Source organism: Curtobacterium sp. 179-B 9B NHS (genome assembly GCF_045370965.1).
In the GTDB taxonomy this organism is placed as follows: domain Bacteria; phylum Actinomycetota; class Actinomycetes; order Actinomycetales; family Microbacteriaceae; genus Curtobacterium.
Genome location: NZ_JBIQDQ010000001.1, coordinates 143,868 through 163,945, shown reverse-complemented (window position 1 = coordinate 163,945; position 20,078 = coordinate 143,868). Strand labels below are relative to the sequence as shown.

Here is a 20,078-nt window from a genome sequence, read left to right as displayed (position 1 = left end):
GGCGGTCGGCGGTCGGCGGTAGCGTCGCCCCGTGGACCCTGCCTCGATGAGCGCCCCGAGCGCAGCAGCTCGAGCGGACGCCCGTGTCGTGGCGGCCTACGACGACCGGGCGGACGAGTACGCCGAGGTCCTCGGGTCCATGGACGCCGTCCACCCCGAGGACCGGACGCTCGTCGAGGACTGGGCGGACACGACGCACGGACTCCTGCTCGACGTGGGATGCGGACCCGGCCACTGGACCGCGCACCTGCACCGTCGTGGCCACGCCGTCATCGGGATCGAGCCCGTACCGCGGTTCGTCGAGCTCGCGCGCGCTGCCGCTCCCGAGGTCGACTTCCGGACCGGGACGATCGAGGCGACAGGTCTGTCCGACGGCGGTGTCGGCGGTGTGCTCTCCTGGTACTCGCTCGTGCACCACCGTCCGGACCGGGTGCCGGTCGCGCTCGCGGAGTGCCGCCGGATCCTGGCACCCGGGGGCGGGCTGCTCGTCGGGTTCTTCGAGGGTCCGACGCTCGAGCCGTTCGACCACGCGGTGACGACCGCCCACCGATGGCCCGTCGAGCGGATGGTCGCTGCGATCGAGGACGCGGGTCTCACGGTCGACGCCGTGCACCGACGCTCCGACGACGGAGCGCGCCCGCACGCGGCCGTCCTCGCGCACCGGGCCTGATCACGGCTGCCATCCCGGAGTGACCAGCCCGGTCTCGTAGGCGAAGACGACCAACTGCGCGCGGTCGCGGGCACCGAGCTTGATCATGGCGCGCGAGACGTGCGTCTTCGTGGTCATCGGACTGACGAAGAGCCGCTCGGCGATCTCCGTGTTGGTCAGGCCGAGGGCGACGAGTTGCATGACCTGGCGCTCGCGTTCAGTGAGGACGTCGAGGGACGGGGCCAGCGCGGACGGCTTCGCGTGCGTTGCGTAGGCGGCGACGAGCGAGCGCGTCGGACCCGGCGACAGCAACGACTCCCCGGCGTGCACGGTACGGACGGCGCGGAGCAGTTCGGCGGGTTCGGTGTCCTTCACGAGGAAGCCGGCCGCACCGCCACGGATCGCCTCGAACACGTACGAGTCCTCCTCGAAGGTGGTGAGGATCACCACGTGCACGCCGTCGAGGTCCGGATCCGCCGAGATGCGCTGGGTCGCGACGAGCCCGTCCGTGCCCGGCATCCGGATGTCCATCAGCACGACGTCCGGACGCTCACGCCGGACCGCCGCGACGGCCGAGTCACCGTCGCCGGCCTCGCCGACCACGGTCATCCCCGGTTCGGCGTCGACCAGGGCGCGGAGCCCGGCGCGGATGAGCACCTGGTCGTCCACGAGCACGACCCGGATGGCCTCGTCGGTGGTCGTCACGATCGCTCCTCGTCCTCGTCCTCGTCCTCGTGCTCGTGCTCGTGCTCGTGCTCGGCCGCGTCCGACGACCGCGCGGCGACGGTCGAGGGCAGTCGTGCGACGACGCGCCACCCGCCGTCCGGCGTGGGTCCGGCCGACAGGGTGCCACCGACGGCGGAGGCCCGCTCGCGCATCCCGATGATGCCGTTGCCGGACGGTCCGAGCAGCGGCGTGACCCGGGCGTCGGCCGGGTCACGGTCCGGGGCCGGGGAGTCCTCGACCGACAGGTCCACGATCTCCGGTCCGAACCGCACCGCGATGCGGGCGCGGTGCTCGGGAGCGTGCTTCATCACGTTCGTCACCGACTCCTGCACGATCCGGAAGGCCGTGCGGTCCGTGGTCCGGTCCACCGGTGCAGGGTCACCGTCGACCGTCGCGCTGATGTCGACCCCGGCCGCGCGTGCCCGCTCGACCAGGTCCGCCAGGCGGTCGAGCCCCGGGACGGGGGTGCGGTCCGCGGCGCCGGGGAGCGGCTCGCTCCCGGCGGACCCGCGGTCGGCCGTTCCGCCGGTCGGTCCGTCCGTCCTGTCAACGACCCGGTCCCCGGACCCGTCGACCGACCGGAGGACCCCGAGGATCGTCCGCAGCTCGACCAGTGCCTCGCGGCTCGTCTCACGGATGTCGGCCAACGAGGTGCGGGTCTGCTCGGGGAGCGCGGACCCCAGGTGGAGCGCGACACCCGCCTGCAGGTTGATGAGCGACATGCTGTGGGCGACGGAGTCGTGGAGCTCACGGGCGATGCGGACGCGCTCGTCACGGGCGCGTTCCTGCTCTGCGGCAGCGCGCCGACGCCGTCGGTCCGCGACGCGGTCGAGACGGACGCGGACGAGCTCCGCCACGGACAGGGTCACCGCTGCCCAGGCGACGGCGAGGACGACCGCGTCGAGGTTCCGCGCGGGTGCACGGCCGAGGAACTCGTCGGCGGTCGGCAGCGCCGTGACGGCCAGTCCGAGCGCGACACCCACTGCGGTGCGGCCCCCGTGCAGCCACGCGTTCACCGCCGCCATCGTCAGCGCGGCCACGAACGGCCCCCGCGGACTGACCAGCAGGGCGTAGCCGATCGTCGTCACGAGTGTCACGGCGAGGACGCCCGTCGGCCACCGCCAGCGCCACGGCAGGACGAGCACCCCGACGACGAGCAGCACGATCGCGAGTGGACCCGGCTGCGCTGCGTCGACGATCGAGGAGCCGAGGACGTGGGTCGCCCAGGGCGGGCCACCGCGAGGGCCGACGGTGTCGGTCGGCCCGTTCGGGAAACGCGCCGCCAGCAGGGTCCCCACGATCTGCACGAGTGCGACCGGCAGCACCCGACCGAACCGGGCGAAGCGACGGACGCCGTCTCGCTGGTCGTCGGTCGCCTCGGCGGCGGCAGTGGGGGTGCGGTGCATGCGTCCGAGCCTAGGGTCGCCTCGGCGGCACGGCATCGGGTCGTGGCAGGAGCTGTGGACTACTCCCACGGGAGTAGTCGGCGGTGCAGGAGGACCGGTCGTACGGCTGCGGGAGCAGGCGGGAGTCGGCCTCCGTGGCGGACGCGGGACGAGCCTCCGGACCGGATGCTGGGAACGTCGCCCGACCGGGCGACACGATCCGCCCAGGAGGCAACCGTGCACACCGCTCTCACCACCTTCGCCGCCGTCGGCCCCCTCGGGCACGGCGGGCCGCCCTTCTTCCTGTTCCCGGCGTTCTTCCTGCTGGTGCTCCTGGCCACCGCCGTCGTGTTCGGCGTCCTGCGTCGCGGCGGCTGGCGGGCGCGGTCCGATGCCCGGGCCGTCCTCGCCGACCGGTTCGCCCGGGGTGACATCGACGCGGACGAGTACCGCTCGCGGCTCGCGGAGCTCAGCCGGAAGTGACCGCCAGCGCCGACGTGATCGTCGCCACGGTGTCGTCGACCGACCCCTCGATGGACACCGCGACGACGGTCTCGTCGGGCTGGGGCCGCTCGAGGGTCGCGAACTGCGAGTCGAGCAGCGACGACGGCATGTACTCGTGGTGACGGTGCGCCTGGCGCTCGGCGATGAGGTCGTGCGACCCGTCGAGGAAGGCGATCACCAGGTCGGGTGCCGCGCTGCGCAGCCGGTCGCGGTAGACGCGCTTCAGCGCGGAGTTCGCCATGACGCACCGGCGCCCCGACGCCTGCACCTCGGCGATCCGTGCCGCGCAGGCGTCCAGCCACGGCCATCGGTCCTCGTCGGTCAGCGGCGTACCCTGCCGCATCTTCTCCTTGTTGGCGGCCGGGTGGAGGTCGTCGGCGTCGACGAACGTGCTCGGCTGGCCCTGCTCGGCGAGCGCGTCGGCCAGCGCCTGACCGATCGTGGACTTGCCCGAGCCGGAGACACCCATCACGAGCACGGGCGGGAGGACGTCGTGGTCGGTCATCCCTCCACAGTACGGGTCGTCCGCTTCCCGTCCCCAGTTGACCGGATCCCCGTGCCGACCCCAGGTGTCGGTCGTACCGTGGGCCGCGACACGTCAGGACGAAGGAGACTCAGGTGGCGGACAACGAACAGCACGACGACGGCGGCACGGCGAACATCGGTGTCGTCGGTCTGGCGGTGATGGGGTCGAACCTGGCCCGCAACCTCGCCTCGCGCGAGGGCAACACGGTCGCGGTGTACAACCGCACCTACGCGCGCACCCAGGAGTTGCTGGACGAGCACGGCGACATGGGGTTCATCGCGTCCGAGGACATCGACGGCTTCGTCGCGTCGCTGTCGAAGCCGCGCACCGCGATCATCATGGTGCAGGCGGGCAAGGGCACCGACGCCGTCATCGAGCAGCTCGCCGACCGTTTCGAGGAAGGCGACATCATCGTCGACGGCGGCAACGCCAACTTCCACGACACCATCCGCCGCGAGCACGACCTGCGTGAGCAGGGCCTGAACTTCGTCGGCACCGGCATCTCGGGTGGCGAGGAGGGCGCGCTGAAGGGCCCGTCGATCATGCCCGGCGGCTCGGACGAGGCGTGGGAGACCCTCGGCCCGATCCTGAAGTCGATCGCCGCGGTGGCCGAGGGCGAGCCGTGCGTGACGCACATCGGTACCGACGGCGCCGGTCACTTCGTCAAGATGGTCCACAACGGCATCGAGTACGCGGACATGCAGTTGATCGCCGAGTCCTACGACCTGCTCCGTCGTGCCGGCGGACACTCGGTCGACGAACTCGTCCAGATCTACGAGAAGTGGAACGAGGGCGACCTCGAGTCCTACCTGATCGAGATCACCGGCGAGGTCCTCAAGCAGCAGGACGCCGACTCCGGGAAGCCGCTCGTCGACGTCATCCGTGACGAGGCCGGTTCCAAGGGCACGGGTGTGTGGACGGTGCAGAACGCGGTCGGGCTCGGCATCCCCGTCTCCGGCATCGGTGAGGCTGTCTTCGCCCGCGCGGTGTCCTCGAAGCCGTCGCAGCGCGCAGCCGTCCAGCGCTCCGTGACGAACCGACCGGACGTGGTCGACGTCCCCGACACGTTCGAGGACGACGTCCGGGCCGCGCTGTACGCGTCGAAGGTGGTCGCGTACGCGCAGGGCTTCGACCTCATCATCGCCGGGGCGAAGGAGTACGACTGGGACATCGACCTCGGCGCGGTCGCGAAGATCTGGCGCGGTGGCTGCATCATCCGCGCCCAGTTCCTCAACCGCATCGTCGAGGCGTACGACAAGAACCCCGCGCTCGAGAGCCTGCTGGTCGACCCGTACTTCGCGGACGCCGTCGCCGAGGGCGAAGCGGCCTGGCGTCGCATCGTCGGCATCGCCGCTGCGTCCGGCATCCCCGCCCCGGGGTTCTCGTCCGCGCTGGCGTACTTCGACTCGCTCGCGTCCGATCGACTGCCGGCGGCGCTCATCCAGGGGCAGCGTGACTTCTTCGGAGCGCACACCTACCAGCGCGTCGACAAGGACGGCACGTTCCACACGCTGTGGTCCGAGGACGGCCGGCGCGAGGTCGAGCAGGAACCCTCCACGCACTGACCCGGTCGGGCAGCAGGCCCCGTCGGACGGCGGGGCCTGCTGCCGCAGAGTCGACGGGGCGTGTTCCCGCCGGGTCGGCGGGGCCTGCTGCCGCAGAGTCGGCGGGGCGTGCTCCCGCCGGGTCAGCGGGGCGTGCTGCCGCCCGGCCGGAGGAGGCAGCTGCCGCGGCCGGTCGGTCGATCCGTTCGGCCCCGGGGCCGGACACGGGCGACGCGGTCAGGCCACGATCCGCTCCCGCGCGAGGTCGGCGACGAGTCGCTCGAGCCGAGGTCCCCGTCCGAGCAGCCGTCGGGACCCGGGCGACGAGCGGACGAAGAACGTCGCGACGGCAGCGGAGTCGTCCGGTCGGACGTAGTGCATCGCCACGGCGCTCGCGTCGCGCTCCCCCGGGACGTCCTCGACCCCGACGTGCACCATCCGGCTCCAGCGGATCACGAGCAGCCGCGTCGCCCGGCGCTCCTCGAGTTCCCAGAGCGACGCCTCGGTGGCTCCGAACGCCCAGGTCACGCGCTCGCCCAGGGTGACCTCGGGGCGGGCCCGCAGCACGTCCTGGCGCAGTTCCGGTGTCGGCGCCGCGGGGACCAGCCAGACCGTCGGGTCGATGCGACGGATGGCCAGTGCGAGCGCTTCGTCCGCGCGTCGCCGACGGATCGCGCGGGCGCGGACGACGGCGACGACGAGCCCGACCACGCCGACGGAGATCGCGACGAGCTCGGCGATGCCGAGGAACGCCAGGTCGGTCTGCGGCGCTGCCGCCACGACCACGATGCGGCTGACGACGAGCGCGGTCCAGACACCGACGAGGGTCCACCGCAGGACCGCGAACCGGCGGCCAGCGCTCCCCGGCGTCCGCGGCCGGTGCGCGCGGCGGCCGCTGGGCACGCGGTCTGGTCGGTCCAACACGCTCCCGATCCTCGCACGGCCGCGGTCGGCGGCGCTGTCCCGGAGCGGCGCACGACCGACGAACCCGGCGCGGAGCGGGACCGAGGCGTCCACCGCCGTGCTGTTGTCAGCCCATCCGCGGTGGCGCCGACCTACGCTGCACGGGTGAGCACGTCAGCGGCACCGACCACCGAGCAGGCACCGACCCCGACCCCGGTCAGTCGCCCGGCCCTGCTCGCCGCGGTCTGCGGCGTGATCGCGATCGCCGCGTTCCTGGCGGTCGCCGAGCTCGGAGCACTGCTGCTCGGCGGGGCGGGCAGTCCGCTGGTGGCCGTCGGCTCCGCCGTGATCGACCTCGCTCCCCCGGCGGCGAAGGACCTGATGGTCGGCCTGTTCGGCACCGGGGACAAGGTCGCCCTCTTCGTGCTCATGGCTGTGGTCACGGCCGCGGTCAGCGCTGGCGCCGGTGTGCTCGAACGTGCCCGCCCGCCGTTCGGCGCGCTCGTCCTCGCGGCCGGTGCGGTCCTCGCGCTGATCGCCGTCACCACCCGATCGGGCAGCGGCACGTGGGACGGAGCGCCCACGGTCCTCGGCGTCGCAGCCGCGATCGTCGTGCTCCGCGTGCTCCTGCGTCGCCTCCGCCGGTGGGAGGCAGCGACCGCCGCGCCGTCGGCCTCGCCCCGCCCCGCGGCGACCGAGCGGCGCACCTTCCTCGTGTGGAGCGCGACGACGGCCGTGGCGGCGATCGTCGTGGGAGGAGCGTCGCGAGCCGGCACCGCGGCGGTGCAGGCCGCCGCAGCGGCACGGCGGGCGGTCCGGCTGCCGCGTGCGGCGACGACCGCGCCCGCCGTTCCCGGGGGCGCGTCCCTCGACGTCGACGGGATCACGCCCTACGTCACCCCGAACGCCGACTTCTACCGGATCGACACCGCGCTGCGGGTCCCGTCCGTCGACCCCGCAGACTGGTCGCTCCGCATCCACGGCGCCGTCGACCGCGAGGTCGAGCTGACGTGGGACGAGCTGCTGGCACTCCCGCTGCAGGAGCACATGGCCACGCTCAGCTGCGTGTCGAACGAGGTCGGCGGCGACCTGATCGGCAACGCGCTGTGGCTGGGCTACCCGATCCGTGAGCTGCTCGCTCGTGCGGGTGTCCAGGACGGTGCCGACATGGTGCTGTCCCGCAGCATCGACGGGTTCTCCGCGGGCACGCCGCTGGACGTGCTGCAGGACGAGGGCACAGCTGCGCTGCTCGCGATCGGGATGAACGGCGAACCGCTGCCGGCCGAGCACGGGTTCCCGGTGCGGATGGTGGTCCCCGGGCTGTTCGGGTACGTCTCCGCGACGAAGTGGGTGACGGAGCTCGAGGTCACCCGCTTCGCCGACGCCCAGGGCTACTGGACACCCCGCGGGTGGTCGGAGCGCGGGCCGGTGAAGCTCGAGTCGCGGATCGACACCCCTCGCGGCGGTGCCTCGGTGACCGCCGGGCAGCAGGTCGCGGTCGCCGGCGTCGCGTGGCAGCCGCACACCGGCGTGAAGGCCGTGCAGGTCCGCATCGACGACGGCGCGTGGCAGGACGCCACGCTCGCCGACTCCGTCTCGGCCGACACCTGGCGACAGTGGGTGTACCGCTGGACGCCCGACGCCGGCTCGCACACGATCCGGGTCCGGGCGGTCAGCGCCGACGGTCAGGTGCAGACGAGCGTCGAGCGGCCGCCGGCGCCGAACGGCGCGACCGGGTGGCACACGGTGCAGGTCAGCGCCGGCTGACCCCGCTGCCGATGCCGTCGCTGCCGCTGCCGGGCGCCGCGACGACCGTCACGAGGTCCATGCCCGGTCCGTCCTCGTGCCGGCGTCCGAAGCCACGCTGCTCGTAGAAGGCAGCTCGGCCCCGAGCCGCGAAGAGCTGCACGTCGTCGACCCCACGACGGCGCGACTCGTCGACGAGCCGCGCGAGCACCTCGCCGCCGACGCCCCGGCCGCGCGCGTCCTCCGCCACGATCATCTCGGTCACGAAGGCGTGCAGGGCGCCGTCGCTGATCAGCCGACCGATGCCGACCAGACGTCCCGTCTCGTCGCGTGCGCTGCACACCACCCAGCTGCCGGCCAGCGCCCGACGGAACCGTTCGAGGTCCCACGCACCCCACCCGGTCTCGTCGTACAGGGCCCGGAACTCCGCTGCGGTCGGCAGTGCGAACGAGTACTCCACACCGCGACGGTACCGCGGCGGACGAGTGTCAGGCGGGGAGCTCCGCGACGATGCACGTGCCCTCGACCTGGTCGTCGGACTCGACCGTCACGGTGAACCCGGCACCCTCGAACAGCGCAGCGGACTGCGGCGCCTGCGTCGACGAGACCTCGATGACGACCGCGCCGCCCGGGCGCAGCCACTCCCCCGCTCCCGCGGCCACGCGCCGGTGCACGTCGAGCCCGTCCGGCCCACCGTCCAGCGCGATGCGCCGCTCGTGCTCCCGCGCCTCGGCCGGCATGGTGGCCAGCGCGTCCGACGGCACGTACGGTGCGTTCACCGCGATGACGTCGACGACACCGCGGAAGCGCTCGGGCAACGGCGCGAACAGGTCGCCCAGGACGACGATCCCCCGGTCGCCGATGTTCTCCGCCGCGACGTCGACGGCGTCCGCGTCGATGTCCGCCGCGACGAGGTCGAGTGCGCCGACCCGTCCGAGCAACGCCACCGAGATCGCCCCGACACCGCAGCACAGGTCGACGACCCGGTCGTAGCGGTGCAGGCGTCGCGCGGCCTGCTCGGCGACGACGGTGGTGCGGGTCCGCGGCACGAAGACCCCCGGGACGACCCGGACACGGTGCCCGTCGAACGCGGCCCAGCCGAGCACGACCTCGAGCGGCTCACCGCCGAGTCGCCGCTGCACGAGCCCGCGCAGCTTCACCGGATCGCCGTCGCCGGCCTCGAGCAGCAGGTCGGCCTCGTCCTCGGCGAACACGCTGCCCGTCGCCCGCAGACGGGCAGCCAGGGCACCGCGTGCCGGGTGGACGGGAGGCACGGCTCAGCCCGCCGGCCGGGTCACGCCCGACACGCGTCCGGTCCGCCTACGCGGCACCGTCGAACATGGAGGTCACGGACCCGTCGTCGAAGACCTCGTGGATCGCGCGGGCGATGAGCGGCGCGATCGGCAGGACCTCGAGGCGGTCCCAGCGCTTGTCCTCGGGCAGGGGCAGCGTGTCGGTGACGACGACGCGGTCGATGAACTCGCTCTGCAGCAGCTCGGTGGCCGGGTCGGAGAACACGGCGTGGGTCGCCGCGACGACCACGCCGGTCGCGCCGGCGTTCTTCAGCGCCTCGGCGGCCTTCGCGATGGTGCGGCCGGTGTCGATGAGGTCGTCGACGAGCAGGCACACGCGGCCGGAGACGTCACCGACGATCTCGTGCACGGACACCTGGTTCGGCACGAGCGGGTCGCGCCGCTTGTGGATGATCGCCAGCGGAGCACCGAGCTTCTCGGACCAGATGTCGGCGACGCGCACACGGCCCATGTCGGGCGACACCACGGTCAGGGTCTCCGGGTCGAGGATCTGCTGGAAGCGCTCGAGCAGGACGGGCATGGCGAACAGGTGGTCCACGGGGCCGTCGAAGAAGCCCTGGATCTGTGCGGCGTGCAGGTCGACGCTCATGATGCGGTGGGCACCGGCGGCCTTGAACAGGTCGGCGACGAGCCGGGCCGAGATCGGCTCGCGCCCGCGGCCCTTCTTGTCCTGGCGCGCGTAGGGGTAGAAGGGCGCGACGACGGTGATGCGCTTCGCCGAGGCACGCTTCAGGGCGTCGACCATGATGAGCTGCTCCATGAGCCACTCGTTGATGGGCGCGGTGTGCGACTGGATGACGAACGCGTCGCAACCGCGGACCGACTCGTCGAAGCGGGCGTAGAGCTCACCGTTCGCGAAGGTCCGGGCATCGGTCGGCACCAGGTCGACTCCGAGCTCGTCGGCGATCTGCGCCGAGAGTTCCGGGTGCGCCCGGCCCGACACGAGGACGAGTCGTTTCTGGCCCGTGGTCTTGATTCCGGACAAGTGCGGTGCTCACTCCCTGACCCGCTCGGGGTCGTCTCGATCGACCCGACCGCCGTCAGATCTGTTCGCCGTGCGCGCGCCGAGCCGCCTCGGCCGCCGGCGAACCGGGTCGGTGTTCCTCGACCCATCCGTCGGTGTTGCGCTGCGGGGCGTAGCTGATCGCCAGCGACCCGGCCGGTACGTCCTTGCGGACGGTCGTACCCGCGCCGGTGTACGCCCCGTCACCAATCCTAACCGGGGCGACGAACACGTTGTGCGAGCCCGTGCGGACGTTCGACCCGACCTCGGTGCGGTGCTTGTGCACGCCGTCGTAGTTCGCGGTGATCGTGTTGGCCCCGATGTTCGAGTCCTCGCCGACCTCGGCGTCACCGATGTACGACAGGTGCGGGACCTTGCTGCCGCGGCCGATCACCGCGTTCTTCGTCTCGACGAACGTGCCGATCTTGCCGTGCTCGCCCAGGACCGTCCCCGGTCGCAGGTAGGCGAAGGGACCGACCGTGGCGCCGTCGCCGATGACCGCCAGCGTCGCGTCGACGCGGTTCACGACCGCGCCGGCTCCGACCTCGGTGTCGCGGAGCGTGGTGTCCGGTCCGACCACCGCGCCGGCGGCGATCGCCGTCGCCCCGACGAGCTGCGTGCCGGGGAGGATCTCGGCGTCGGCCTCGACGGTGACGTCGACGTCGATCCACGTGGTCGCCGGGTCCTGCACGGTGACACCGGCGAGCTGGTGCCGACGGACGATGCGGGCGTTGAGCTCACGCGCCGCGTCGGCGAGCTGCGCGCGGTCGTTGATGCCGGCGACGAGCCACGGGTCGGTCAGCGTGACGACGTCGATCGCTCCCCCGCGCGCGGCGACGAGCGACGGGACGTCGGTGACGTACTTCTCGCCCTGCGCGTTGGCCGTGGTGAGCGAGGGCAGCACCGCACGCAGGTGGGTCACGTCGAACGCGTAGATGCCGGCGTTCGCCTCGGTGATGGCCCGTTCGGCCTCGGTGGCGTCCTTGTGCTCGACGACGCGCACGAACGCCCCGGCGGCGTCGCGGACGACCCGGCCGAGCCCCGTCGGGTCCGGGGCGATCGCACTGACCAGGGTCACGGCGTTGCCGGCGTGCGCGTCCACGAGGCGTCGGAGCGACGCCGTGTCGAGCAGCGGGACGTCCCCGGAGAGCACCACGACCGAGCCGTCGAAGTCCGCCGGGAGCGCCTGCACCGCGACCTCGACGGCGCGTCCGGTGCCGGGGACCTCGTCCTGGTCGACCACGATCGCCCCGGGGGCACGCTCGGCGACCTCGGCCGCGACGCGCTCGCGCTCGTGCCGCACGACCACGGCGACGTGCTCCGGCTCGATCGAGGACGCCGTGCGCAGCACGTGCGCCAGCAGGGGCAGGCCGGCGAGGCGGTGCAGCACCTTCGGGGTGGACGACTTCATGCGCGTGCCCTGCCCGGCGGCGAGGACGACGACGGCGATCCGCTGGTCGGTCATGCACCCATCCTGGCGCATGTGCTCCGACCGGGTGCTCGACCCGCACCGGCAGCGCCGGCCCGGCGTGGGGAGAGCGGACCGTGCGCTACGCCCGCGCGGGCTCCCGCTGCACGAACGCCATGAGCACGAGGCCCGCGACGAGGACCACGACCACGCCGATGATCCCGTACCGCGTCGAGCCGCCGATCGTCACCGCGATGCCGAACAGCGCCGGCGCGAGGAACGACGCCGCTCGCCCGGTCGTCGCGTAGAGGCCGAAGAGCTCGCCCTCGCGTCCCTGGGTGGCGAGTCGTGCCAGGTACGCCCTGGACGACGACTGCACCGGCCCGACGAAGATCGCCAGCGTGAGCCCGAGCACCCAGAACCCGGCCGTCGCGCTCCCGATCAGGAACACCCCGATGCCGGTGAGCGCGAGCCCGACGAGCGCGACCGTGATGACCGCCCGGGAACCGAAGCGGTCGTCGAGCCGCCCGGAGGCGAAGGTCGCGACACCCGCCACCACGTTCGCCGCGATCGCGAAGAGGATCACCTGCGACGGGCTGAAGCCGAACACCTGCGCGGCGACGATGCCGCCGAAGGTGAAGACCGCACCGACGCCGTCGCGGAACACGGCACTCGCGAGCAGGAAGACCAGGACGTTGCGGCGTTCCCGCCACAGCCGGGCGACGTGCCGTCCGAGGTCACGGTAGGCGCTGAGCAGACCGCCCGTGCGCGAACGGTCCGGCGCCGCCTCGGGCACGGTCAGGAAGAGCGGGACCGAGCTGACCGCGAGCCACACCGCGGCGATCCCGATCGCGACCCGGACGTCCCACGACCCGGACGCGACGGTCGACGGCAGCTGCAGCAGGCCGGCGACCCCCTCGGTGCCGAAGTCCTGGATGCAGAGCAGGAGCAGGACGACGAGCAGCACGATCCCGCCGAAGTACCCGGCCGCCCAGCCGATCGCCGAGACACGGCCGGTCTGCGGGCCCGACGCCACCTGGCCGAGCATCGCGTTGTAGCCGACGGTGGCGACCTCGTACGCGACGGTCCCGATGCCGAGGAGCGCTGCGCCGAGCACCAGGTACGGCTGCTGCGGCGCGACGAACACCATCGCCCCGATCGACAGCGCCACCCCGATCGTCCCGATGAGCACGGACCGGCGGCGGTGCCCGGACGAGTCCGCCAGCCGCCCCACCGCAGGTGCGACGAGCGCCACGACGATCCCCGCCAGGGTCAGGGCCGTCGACACCGTCGCGGCGTTGTGCGCCAGCTCCCGCTCGACCGTCTGCGCAGCGGCCGTCGACGAGTCCTCGGCAGCGACGAGCCGCGGGTCGACGAACGCCCGGCTCGCCAGGTAGGTGCTGAAGACGAAGGTGGTGACGACGGCGGTGAACGCCGAGGACCCCCAGTCCCAGAGCGCCCAGGACACGAGTGCCCGCCGGTCGGTGCGTCGCGGCACTGCCGCCGCCGGTGTCGCGGTCATGGCCGAACCGTAGCGCGTCGCGGTGTCGCGGCGGGGCCGACCCGGCCACGGCTCGCCGTGGTGACCGGACGACGGACGGGAGGACGGCACTCGCCGGCACCGCGCCTCCCGTCCGTCGACCGCTCACCGGACGGCGCGACCCGCGTCGCGCACGTCGGCTCGCGTCCTCACGCGCCCGCGGGCACGCCGTTCGGGTAGACGACGGACTTGAGCGAGGCCGGGTCGGTGTCGCTCTCGAGGGCCTCGCGGACCGCGTCGAGTCCGAAGCGCCCGGTGACGAGCGCGTCGAGGTCGACCTGGCCCGACGCGACCAGACCGATCGCGACCGGCCAGGTGTTCGTGTAGCGGAAGATGCCGGTGACCGTCACCTCGAGGTTCTGGATGTGCTCGACGGGCAGCACCATCTCGGAGTTGCCGAGGCCCACGAGCACCGCCGCGCCGGCCGGTCCGACGGCCTTGATGCCGTCCGAGACGGCACGGGGCGCACCGCTGGCGTCGATGAAGGCGTCGACGGGGACGATGTCCGACGTGACGTCCACCGAGACGGGGTCGACGACCTCGGTGGCGCCGAAGGACAGCGCACGCTCGCGCCGCTCGGGGACGAGGTCGCTGACGACCACGCGCGTCGCGCCGAACGCCCGGGCGACCTGGGCGCAGATGACCCCGATCGGACCGGCACCGGCGATCAGGACGCTCGAGCCGGGCACGATGCCGGCCTTGCGCGCCGCGGCGATGCCGACGGACAGCGGCTCGAGCAGTGCGCCGGCCTCGAAGGACACCGTGTCGGGCAGGGCGTGCGCGAACTCGGCCTCGATCGTCACGTACTCCGCGAAGGCACCGTCGACCGGCGGTGTCGCGTAGAAGCGCATGTGCGGGCAGAGGTTGTAGCGGCCGGCCAGGCACTGCGCGCAGCGGTGGCAGGGGCGCTGGGGCTCGACGGCGACGCGCTCGCCGACGCGGGCGGGGTCGACGCCCTCGCCGACCGCGGCGATCGTGCCGGAGAGCTCGTGGCCGAGGACGAGGGGCTCCTCGACGACGAAGTCGCCGATGCGGCCGTGGCGGTAGTAGTGGACGTCGGAGCCGCAGACGCCGACGGCGGCCACGCGGACGAGCACGTCGCCGGGGGCGACCTCGGGGACGGGGCGGTCCTCGATCGTCAGGTCCTCGGTGCCGAGCAGGACGCTCGCGCGCTGGGTGTCGGAGGTGGTGCTCATGCGGATCTCGCTTCCTCGACCGCGTCGTCGCGGTCGGCTGTGGTGTGGTCGGTGTCGGTCGCGCGGGTCCCGGTCGCGCCGGTCGTGGTCGCGCCGCTCGGGCCGGTCGTGGTCGCGCCGCTGGTGGTCGGGAGGGCCCCGTCGCGCAGCAGGTCGGCGAAGCCGAGCTCGGCGGCGCCCCGGACGAGGACGTCACGGCCGAGCTCCGCCGGCACGATGCGCAGCCGGTCGGTCATCGCGGCCATCGTCTGCGCCCGGACGTCGTCCTCGACGCGGTCCCCCACGTGCCCGAGCAGCACGCCGAGGAAGCCGCCGAGCACGACGACCTGCGGGTCGACGGTGTGGATGGCGTTCCGGATCGCGGTCGCGAGCGCGGTCGCCTGGCGGTCCACGACCCGTTCGACCGCGTCGTGCCCCTCGGCCAGGGCGGCGGCGAGGGCGTCCAGGTCGTCGGGCGCGGTCCGGGTCACCGCGGTGAGGGCCCCGCGTGAAGCCTCGGTCTCCAGGCACCCGATCGCCCCGCAGTGGCAGCGGATGCCGTTCGCCGCGACGAAGGTGTGCCCGAGCTCGCCCGCGTACCCGTCCGCGCCGCTGAACGGGCGGCCGGCGCTGACGATCCCGCCGCCGATGCCGCTGGCGCCGCCGTTGAGGTACACGAGGTCGTCGACGCCGCGCGCGCTGCCGTAGAGCCGTTCGGCCCACGCACCGACGTTCGCGTCGTTCGCCGCGCGGACGGGCAGCCCGAGACGCTCGGCGAGGGGCCCGGCGAAGGGCTCGTCCCGCCAACCGAGGTGCGGGGCGTCGCGGACGACCCCGTCCTCGACCCGGACGATGCCCGGCACCGCGACGCCCACACCGACGAGCCGCAGTGCCGGATCGGCGCGTGCGGTCAGCGTGGCGAGGACACGGGCCACGGCGTCGATCGCTGCGGCGGCACCGGGCACGCTCGACTGCGGTTCGACGAGGCGGTCGCGCACGGTGCCGTCGAGCGCGACGAGCGCCACCGCGACGGCGTCGATCTCCACGGTCACCGCGGCGGCCACGACGTCGCGCGATGCCCGGACGACGGCGCTCGGCCGACCGACCCCGGCGGGACGGTCCGCCCCGGCTCCCGGGAGTTCCTCGTGCACGAGCCCCTGCTCGACGAGCTCCCCGACGAGCGCCAGGACCGTCGAACGGTTGAGTCCCGTCCGACGGGTGAGCTCGGCACGGGTGACCGGCCCGCCCTCGTGCACGATGCGGAGGACGCGCGCGACGTTCCCGGGCGTGGTCGTGGCCGACCTGGCCATGGGTCCTCCTCGTGGTGGTGTGGTGTGGTGTGGTGTGGGGGGGCGAGTCTCGGCTCGGCGGACACCTTCGCGGGTTCGGCACCGCGGAACTGTCCGCGGTGCCGAGTCTCGCGGGTCCGTCCGTACCCGCGCGCGGCTCAGCGCGAGCGGGAGAACGCGGCGTCGAACGCGGCGTCCGGTGGGGCGATCGTCCCCAGGCGACGCACGAACGCGAGCGCCTCGGGGCCGCCGACCAGTCGGTCCATGCCGGCGTCCTCCCACTCGACGCTCGTCGGGCCGTCGTACCCGATGTGGTTCAGCACGCGGAACACCCGCTCCCACGGCACGTCCCCGTGCCCGGCGGAGACGAAGTCCCACCCACGACGGGGGTCGCCCCACGGCAGGTGCGATCCGAGTCGACCGTTGCGGCCGTCGAGCTGCTTCACCGACTCCTTGCAGTGCACGTGGTACACCCGGTCGGCGAAGTCGAGCAGGAACGCGGCGGGGTCGAGGTCCTGCCACACGAAGTGCGACGGGTCGAAGTTGAACCCGAACGACGGGCGGTCCCGGAACACCTCGAGCGCCCGCTTCGCGGTCCAGTAGTCGTAGGCGATCTCGGACGGGTGCACCTCGAGCGCGAAGCGGACGCCGACCTCCTCGAACACGTCGAGGATCGGCGACCAGCGGTCGTGGAAGTCCTGGTACCCGGCCTCGATCATCGCCGGGGGCACGGGCGGGAACCCGGCGACGGTCTTCCAGATCGAGGATCCCGAGAATCCGGTCACGGTCGACACCCCGAGCGCAGCGGCCGCACGGGCGGTCCACTGCAGCTCCTCCGCCGCCCGCTGCCGGACGCCCTCGGGGTCGCCGTCGCCCCACACGTGCGGCGCGAGGATGTCCTCGTGCCGCTGGTCGATCGGGTCGTCGCAGACGGCCTGGCCGGTCAGGTGGTTCGCGATCGTCCAGACCTGCAGTCCGTTGCGCTCCAGGACCGCCTTCCGGTCGGCCACGTACGCCGGGTCCGTCGCGGCGCGTCGGACGTCCAGGTGGTCGCCCCAGCAGGCGATCTCCAGCCCGTCGTAACCCCACTCGCCCGCCAGCCGTGCGACCTCCTCGAAGGGCAGGTCCGCCCACTGCCCGGTGAACAGGGTCACCGGCCTGGTCGAGCGGCCGCCGCCGTCCGGCCTGGAGGCGCCGCTCGCCCCGGTCTCGCCGGTTCCGTCCGTCGTCGTCATCGTCGTCGTCCTTCCTCGCCTGTCGTGTCGTGTCGTGTCGCGTCGTGCTGCTGCTGCTGCTGCTGCTGCTGCTGCTGCTGCTGCTGCTGCTGCTGCTGCCGAGTCTGGCTCACCAGGACCCGGGGGTGGCACCGGCCGGCACGGTGTCGGGGCGGTCGACGCGCGACCGGACCTCGACCACGGTGTGCTCGCGGGCCGCGGTGGAGACCGCCTCCATCACCTCGAGCACGTGGAACGCGAGGTCGCCGGACGCGCGGTGCGGGCGATCCGTCGCGATCGCGTGCGCCATGTCGGCCAGGCCGTAGCCGCGTCCGGCGTCGGCGTACCCGGCGCTCGTCGGCAGGTCCCGCCACTCGCGGGTGGCTGCGTCGGCGATCGACACGGTGTCGGAGAACCGGTTCGGGTCGGGGACGCCGAGGGTGCCCGCGGTGCCGAACACCTCGAACAGCGGCGCCCTGGTGGCCCAGACCTCGAACGACACCGTGACGGTCGAGACGACGCCGTCCGCGTGCTCGAGGACGGCGACGACGTGCGTGTCGATGTCGACCCGGAGCGGGGTGCCGGCCGCGGGGCCGGTCGCGATGGTGCGCTCGCGGTCCGACCGGGTCGAGGCTCCGCTGACCCGGACGACCGGGCCGAAGAACGACACGAGGCTCGTCAGGTAGTACGGCCCCATGTCGAGCAGCGGGCCGCCGCCGGGCTGGTAGTAGAACGCCGGCGCCGGGTGCCAGAGCTCGTGCCCGGGCGCCGACCACGACACGGCGGCGCCGACCGGGGTGCCGATCGCGCCGCTGTCGAGCGCCTGCCGCGCCGTCTGGATCCCGGTGCCGAGCACGGTGTCCGGCGCGCTGCCCACCCGCAGGCCCGAGCGACGGGCGAGGTCGAGCACGGGGCGCGCCTCGGCCGTCGACATCGCCAGCGGCTTCTCGCCGTACACGTGCTTGCCGGCCTCGAGCGCCCGCGTGGCGATCTCGGCGTGGGCCGCCGGGATCGTCAGGTTGAGCACGACGTCGACGTCGTCCGCGGCGATCAGCTCGTCGACCGAGGAACCGCGGACGCCCTGCGTCTCGCCCACCGACCGTGCCCGGGCCACGTCGATGTCCGCGACGGCGGTGAGCTCGAGCCCGGGCAGTGCCGGGAAGTGCTCGAAGTACTGCTGGCTGATGACGCCGACCCCGACGACACCGACCTTCATCGGGCTGCCCACAGGAGTCCCCTCTCGATGATCGTGCGGAGCGGCTGCGACTCGACGACCTCGAGCCGGTGCCCGGGTGCCGAGACGAACACGCGTCCCTGCCCCCACTGCCGGGTCCAGATCGCCGGCGCGGTGACCGGACGGTTCCAGGCGTCGAAGTCCCGGGCCTCCTGCGTCGTCGTCGCCAGCACGTCGTTGTACTCGTCGGAGAGCACCCAGTACTGCTCGGTCACGAGGTCGAAGTCCTCGATGCCCTGCGTGATCGGGTGCTCGTGCCCGGCCTCGGTGATGTGCACCGTGTACGGGATGTAGTTGTCGGACTGCTCGCCGGTGCGCTCGGACGGGTGCTTGCCCGCGTGGTGCGCGAACTGCCCGCCGACCATGTGCAGGTAGTCGGCGGTGTTCCGGAAGGCGTCCGCGATCCCGCCGTGCCACCCGGCGAGCCCGGCGCCGCCGAGCACCGCCTGCTGCAGTCCCGCGAACTCGTCGTCGGCGATCGTCGACATCGTGACGACCTGGACGATCAGGTCGACGTCCGCCATCACGGACTCGTCGGCGTACACGGCCGTCGAGTCCGACACGCGGACGTCGAAGCCGTTGTCGCGCAGGAAGGGGACGAACAGGTCGGTGGTCTCGACGGGCATGTGCCCGTCCCACCCGCCACGGACGACCAGCGCTCGCTTCGTCGTGTCGGCCATCAGATCGCCGTCCAGGCGCTGCCGTCGGACGCGCTGCGCTCGACCGCGTCGAGGACGCGCTGCACGTGCAGGCCGTCGGCGAACGACGGCGAGGGGTCGGTGCCCGCGACGATCGCCCGCACGAGGTCGGCGACCTGGTGGCTGAAGGTGTGCTCGTAGCCGATGAGGTGCCCGGTCGGCCACCAGGCGGCCATGTACTCGTGCTCCGGCTCGGTGACGAGGATGCGACGGAAGCCCTGCTCCCCCGCGGGCGCCGACGACTCGTACAGGCGCAGCTCGTTCATGGACTCGAGGTCGAACTGGATCGCGCCCTCCGACCCGCTGACCTCGAGCGTCAGGCCGTTCTTCCGCCCGGTCGCGTAGCGCGTGGCCTCGAAGGTGCCGATCGCACCGTCGGCAGCGCCGCCGGTGAGCCGACCGAGGAAGAACGCGGCGTCGTCGACGGTGACCTGTCCGCGGTCGCTCGACGCGGTGCCGGAGAGCCCGACCCCCTCGGCCATCAGCGGACGTTCGTGCACGAAGGTCTCGAGCGTGCCGGACACGGTCGACAGGTGTGCGCCCGTGACGTGCTCGACGAGGTCGATCGCGTGCGCACCGATGTCGCCGAGCGAGCCCGAGCCGGCGAGCGCCTTGTCGAGGCGCCACGTCATCGGGCCGTCCTCGTCGGACAACCAGTCCTGCAGGTAGAGCGCGCGGACCTGGCGGACCGTGCCGATCCTCCCGTCCGCCACCAGCTGCCGGGCGAACGCGATCGCAGGGACGCGGCGGTAGCTGAAGCCGACCATCGCGCGGACGCCGCGCTCGGCGGCGGCCTCCGCAGCGGCGGTCATCGCCTCGGCCTCCTCGACCGTGTTGGCGAGGGGCTTCTCGCAGAGGACGTGCTTGCCGGCCTCGAGGGCGGCGATCGCGACCTCGACGTGCGAGGAACCGGGCGAGACGATGTCGACGAGGTCGATGTCGGGGTCCGCCACCACCTGCCGCCAGTCCGTCGACGCGGCCTGCCACCCGTACTGCACGCGCGCTGCCTCGGTGCGCTCGGCGTCACGGCCGACCACCACGGCCATCTCGGGCTCGACGCCGAGGTCGAAGAACCGCGGTGCGGTCCGCCACGCCTGGGAGTGCGCCGCTCCCATGAAGCCGTGCCCGACCATGGCGACGCGCAGTCGTCCCGGTCCGTGTCCGTCCTGTGCCATCCACTCGCTCCTTTGCGATCCGGTGTTGCCAGGATCCACCCTACCG

Annotated in this window: 19 protein-coding genes; 4 read left to right on the top strand and 15 right to left on the bottom strand. The window is 73.1% G+C overall.

Annotation, left to right across the window (positions count from 1 at the left end):
* Positions 1-46 precede the first annotated feature (46 nt).
* On the top strand, positions 47-670 hold the full coding sequence (locus ACH0A8_RS00765; RefSeq protein WP_251155287.1) for a class I SAM-dependent methyltransferase: 624 nt from the start codon (positions 47-49) through the stop codon (positions 668-670).
* Here the strand turns inward: ACH0A8_RS00765 and ACH0A8_RS00760 are convergent, their stop codons facing one another.
* Both ACH0A8_RS00760 and ACH0A8_RS00755 read right to left on the bottom strand, forming a co-directional pair.
* Entirely contained in the window at positions 671-1,354 is a 684-nt protein-coding gene (locus ACH0A8_RS00760; protein ID WP_251155288.1) for a response regulator transcription factor, read from the bottom strand.
* Entirely contained in the window at positions 1,351-2,781 is a 1,431-nt protein-coding gene (locus ACH0A8_RS00755) for a sensor histidine kinase (protein WP_406906124.1), read from the bottom strand. Before ACH0A8_RS00755 ends, ACH0A8_RS00760 begins: the two co-directional genes overlap by 4 nt.
* 216 nt (positions 2,782-2,997) lie before the next feature.
* On the opposite strand from ACH0A8_RS00755, the gene ACH0A8_RS00750 reads away from it, so the two are divergent.
* The gene (locus tag ACH0A8_RS00750) at positions 2,998-3,243 is read left to right on the top strand and encodes an SHOCT domain-containing protein (protein WP_209683798.1); all 246 of its coding nucleotides are present in this window, start codon (positions 2,998-3,000) and stop codon (positions 3,241-3,243) included.
* Here the strand turns inward: ACH0A8_RS00750 and ACH0A8_RS00745 are convergent.
* Positions 3,230-3,769 (bottom strand): gluconokinase, encoded by a 540-nt coding sequence (locus tag ACH0A8_RS00745; RefSeq protein ID WP_209683801.1) that lies wholly within the window; start codon positions 3,767-3,769, stop codon positions 3,230-3,232. The genes ACH0A8_RS00750 and ACH0A8_RS00745 overlap by 14 nt on opposite strands.
* A gap of 113 nt (positions 3,770-3,882) precedes the next feature.
* On the opposite strand from ACH0A8_RS00745, the gene gndA reads away from it, so the two are divergent.
* Positions 3,883-5,355, top strand: a complete 1,473-nt coding sequence (gndA, locus tag ACH0A8_RS00740) for an NADP-dependent phosphogluconate dehydrogenase (RefSeq protein ID WP_081984671.1) — start codon at positions 3,883-3,885, stop codon at positions 5,353-5,355.
* A 216-nt stretch (positions 5,356-5,571) separates the two neighbouring features.
* Here the strand turns inward: gndA and ACH0A8_RS00735 are convergent, their stop codons facing one another.
* Entirely contained in the window at positions 5,572-6,258 is a 687-nt protein-coding gene (locus tag ACH0A8_RS00735; RefSeq protein WP_144411237.1) for a hypothetical protein, read from the bottom strand.
* Between the two features lie 144 nt (positions 6,259-6,402).
* Between ACH0A8_RS00735 and ACH0A8_RS00730 the strand changes: the two genes are divergently transcribed.
* On the top strand, positions 6,403-8,004 hold the full coding sequence (locus ACH0A8_RS00730) for a molybdopterin-dependent oxidoreductase (protein WP_251155291.1): 1,602 nt from the start codon (positions 6,403-6,405) through the stop codon (positions 8,002-8,004).
* Here ACH0A8_RS00730 and ACH0A8_RS00725 read toward each other — a convergent pair.
* The 11 genes from ACH0A8_RS00725 to ACH0A8_RS00675 all read right to left on the bottom strand — a co-directional run bounded on the left by ACH0A8_RS00725 (position 7,991) and on the right by ACH0A8_RS00675 (position 20,032).
* Positions 7,991-8,443 carry a GNAT family N-acetyltransferase gene (locus ACH0A8_RS00725; RefSeq protein WP_251155292.1) on the bottom strand — a complete coding sequence of 151 codons (453 nt, stop codon included), beginning with the start codon at positions 8,441-8,443 and terminating at the stop codon, positions 7,991-7,993. The genes ACH0A8_RS00730 and ACH0A8_RS00725 overlap by 14 nt on opposite strands.
* A gap of 28 nt (positions 8,444-8,471) precedes the next feature.
* Complete coding sequence (locus ACH0A8_RS00720) at positions 8,472-9,257, bottom strand: putative protein N(5)-glutamine methyltransferase (RefSeq protein WP_251155293.1); 786 nt, start codon at positions 9,255-9,257, stop codon at positions 8,472-8,474.
* Positions 9,258-9,303: 46 nt separating this feature from the next.
* A complete protein-coding gene (locus ACH0A8_RS00715) occupies positions 9,304-10,281 on the bottom strand; it encodes a ribose-phosphate diphosphokinase (protein WP_406906119.1) in 978 nt (325 codons plus the stop codon).
* A gap of 55 nt (positions 10,282-10,336) precedes the next feature.
* Positions 10,337-11,764 (bottom strand): bifunctional UDP-N-acetylglucosamine diphosphorylase/glucosamine-1-phosphate N-acetyltransferase GlmU, encoded by a 1,428-nt coding sequence (glmU, locus tag ACH0A8_RS00710; protein ID WP_209683812.1) that lies wholly within the window; start codon positions 11,762-11,764, stop codon positions 10,337-10,339.
* Positions 11,765-11,849: 85 nt separating this feature from the next.
* Positions 11,850-13,229: an MFS transporter gene (locus tag ACH0A8_RS00705; protein ID WP_406906117.1), complete on the bottom strand. Its 1,380-nt coding sequence runs from the start codon at positions 13,227-13,229 to the stop codon at positions 11,850-11,852.
* 167 nt (positions 13,230-13,396) lie between these two features.
* A complete protein-coding gene (locus ACH0A8_RS00700) occupies positions 13,397-14,443 on the bottom strand; it encodes an NAD(P)-dependent alcohol dehydrogenase (protein ID WP_066652463.1) in 1,047 nt (348 codons plus the stop codon).
* Positions 14,440-15,732: an ROK family protein gene (locus ACH0A8_RS00695; protein WP_406906115.1), complete on the bottom strand. Its 1,293-nt coding sequence runs from the start codon at positions 15,730-15,732 to the stop codon at positions 14,440-14,442. The genes ACH0A8_RS00700 and ACH0A8_RS00695 overlap by 4 nt, the downstream gene beginning before the upstream one ends.
* Before the next feature lie 137 nt (positions 15,733-15,869).
* A complete protein-coding gene (locus tag ACH0A8_RS00690; RefSeq protein WP_235426493.1) occupies positions 15,870-16,946 on the bottom strand; it encodes a sugar phosphate isomerase/epimerase in 1,077 nt (358 codons plus the stop codon).
* 109 nt (positions 16,947-17,055) lie between these two features.
* Positions 17,056-18,153 (bottom strand): Gfo/Idh/MocA family protein, encoded by a 1,098-nt coding sequence (locus ACH0A8_RS00685; RefSeq protein ID WP_251155295.1) that lies wholly within the window; start codon positions 18,151-18,153, stop codon positions 17,056-17,058.
* Positions 18,138-18,839 (bottom strand): ThuA domain-containing protein, encoded by a 702-nt coding sequence (locus ACH0A8_RS00680; protein ID WP_311205990.1) that lies wholly within the window; start codon positions 18,837-18,839, stop codon positions 18,138-18,140. The genes ACH0A8_RS00685 and ACH0A8_RS00680 overlap by 16 nt, the downstream gene beginning before the upstream one ends.
* Positions 18,839-20,032 (bottom strand): Gfo/Idh/MocA family protein, encoded by a 1,194-nt coding sequence (locus tag ACH0A8_RS00675; protein WP_406906112.1) that lies wholly within the window; start codon positions 20,030-20,032, stop codon positions 18,839-18,841. Before ACH0A8_RS00675 ends, ACH0A8_RS00680 begins: the two co-directional genes overlap by 1 nt.
* Positions 20,033-20,078 lie beyond the last annotated feature (46 nt).

Excerpts from the sequence above, each read along its gene's own strand:
- ACH0A8_RS00700 (WP_066652463.1), bottom strand. The coding sequence starts at position 14,443 with ATGAGCACCACCTCCGACACCCAGCGCGCGAGCGTCCTGCTCGGCACC.
- ACH0A8_RS00695 (WP_406906115.1), bottom strand. The coding sequence starts at position 15,732 with ATGGCCAGGTCGGCCACGACCACGCCCGGGAACGTCGCGCGCGTCCTC.
- ACH0A8_RS00745 (WP_209683801.1), bottom strand. The coding sequence starts at position 3,769 with ATGACCGACCACGACGTCCTCCCGCCCGTGCTCGTGATGGGTGTCTCC.
- ACH0A8_RS00755 (WP_406906124.1), bottom strand. The coding sequence starts at position 2,781 with ATGCACCGCACCCCCACTGCCGCCGCCGAGGCGACCGACGACCAGCGA.
- ACH0A8_RS00765 (WP_251155287.1), top strand. The coding sequence starts at position 47 with ATGAGCGCCCCGAGCGCAGCAGCTCGAGCGGACGCCCGTGTCGTGGCG.
- glmU (WP_209683812.1), bottom strand. The coding sequence starts at position 11,764 with ATGACCGACCAGCGGATCGCCGTCGTCGTCCTCGCCGCCGGGCAGGGC.
- ACH0A8_RS00680 (WP_311205990.1), bottom strand. The coding sequence starts at position 18,839 with ATGGCCGACACGACGAAGCGAGCGCTGGTCGTCCGTGGCGGGTGGGAC.
- ACH0A8_RS00675 (WP_406906112.1), bottom strand. The coding sequence starts at position 20,032 with ATGGCACAGGACGGACACGGACCGGGACGACTGCGCGTCGCCATGGTC.
- ACH0A8_RS00690 (WP_235426493.1), bottom strand. The coding sequence starts at position 16,946 with ATGACGACGACGGACGGAACCGGCGAGACCGGGGCGAGCGGCGCCTCC.
- ACH0A8_RS00705 (WP_406906117.1), bottom strand. The coding sequence starts at position 13,229 with ATGACCGCGACACCGGCGGCGGCAGTGCCGCGACGCACCGACCGGCGG.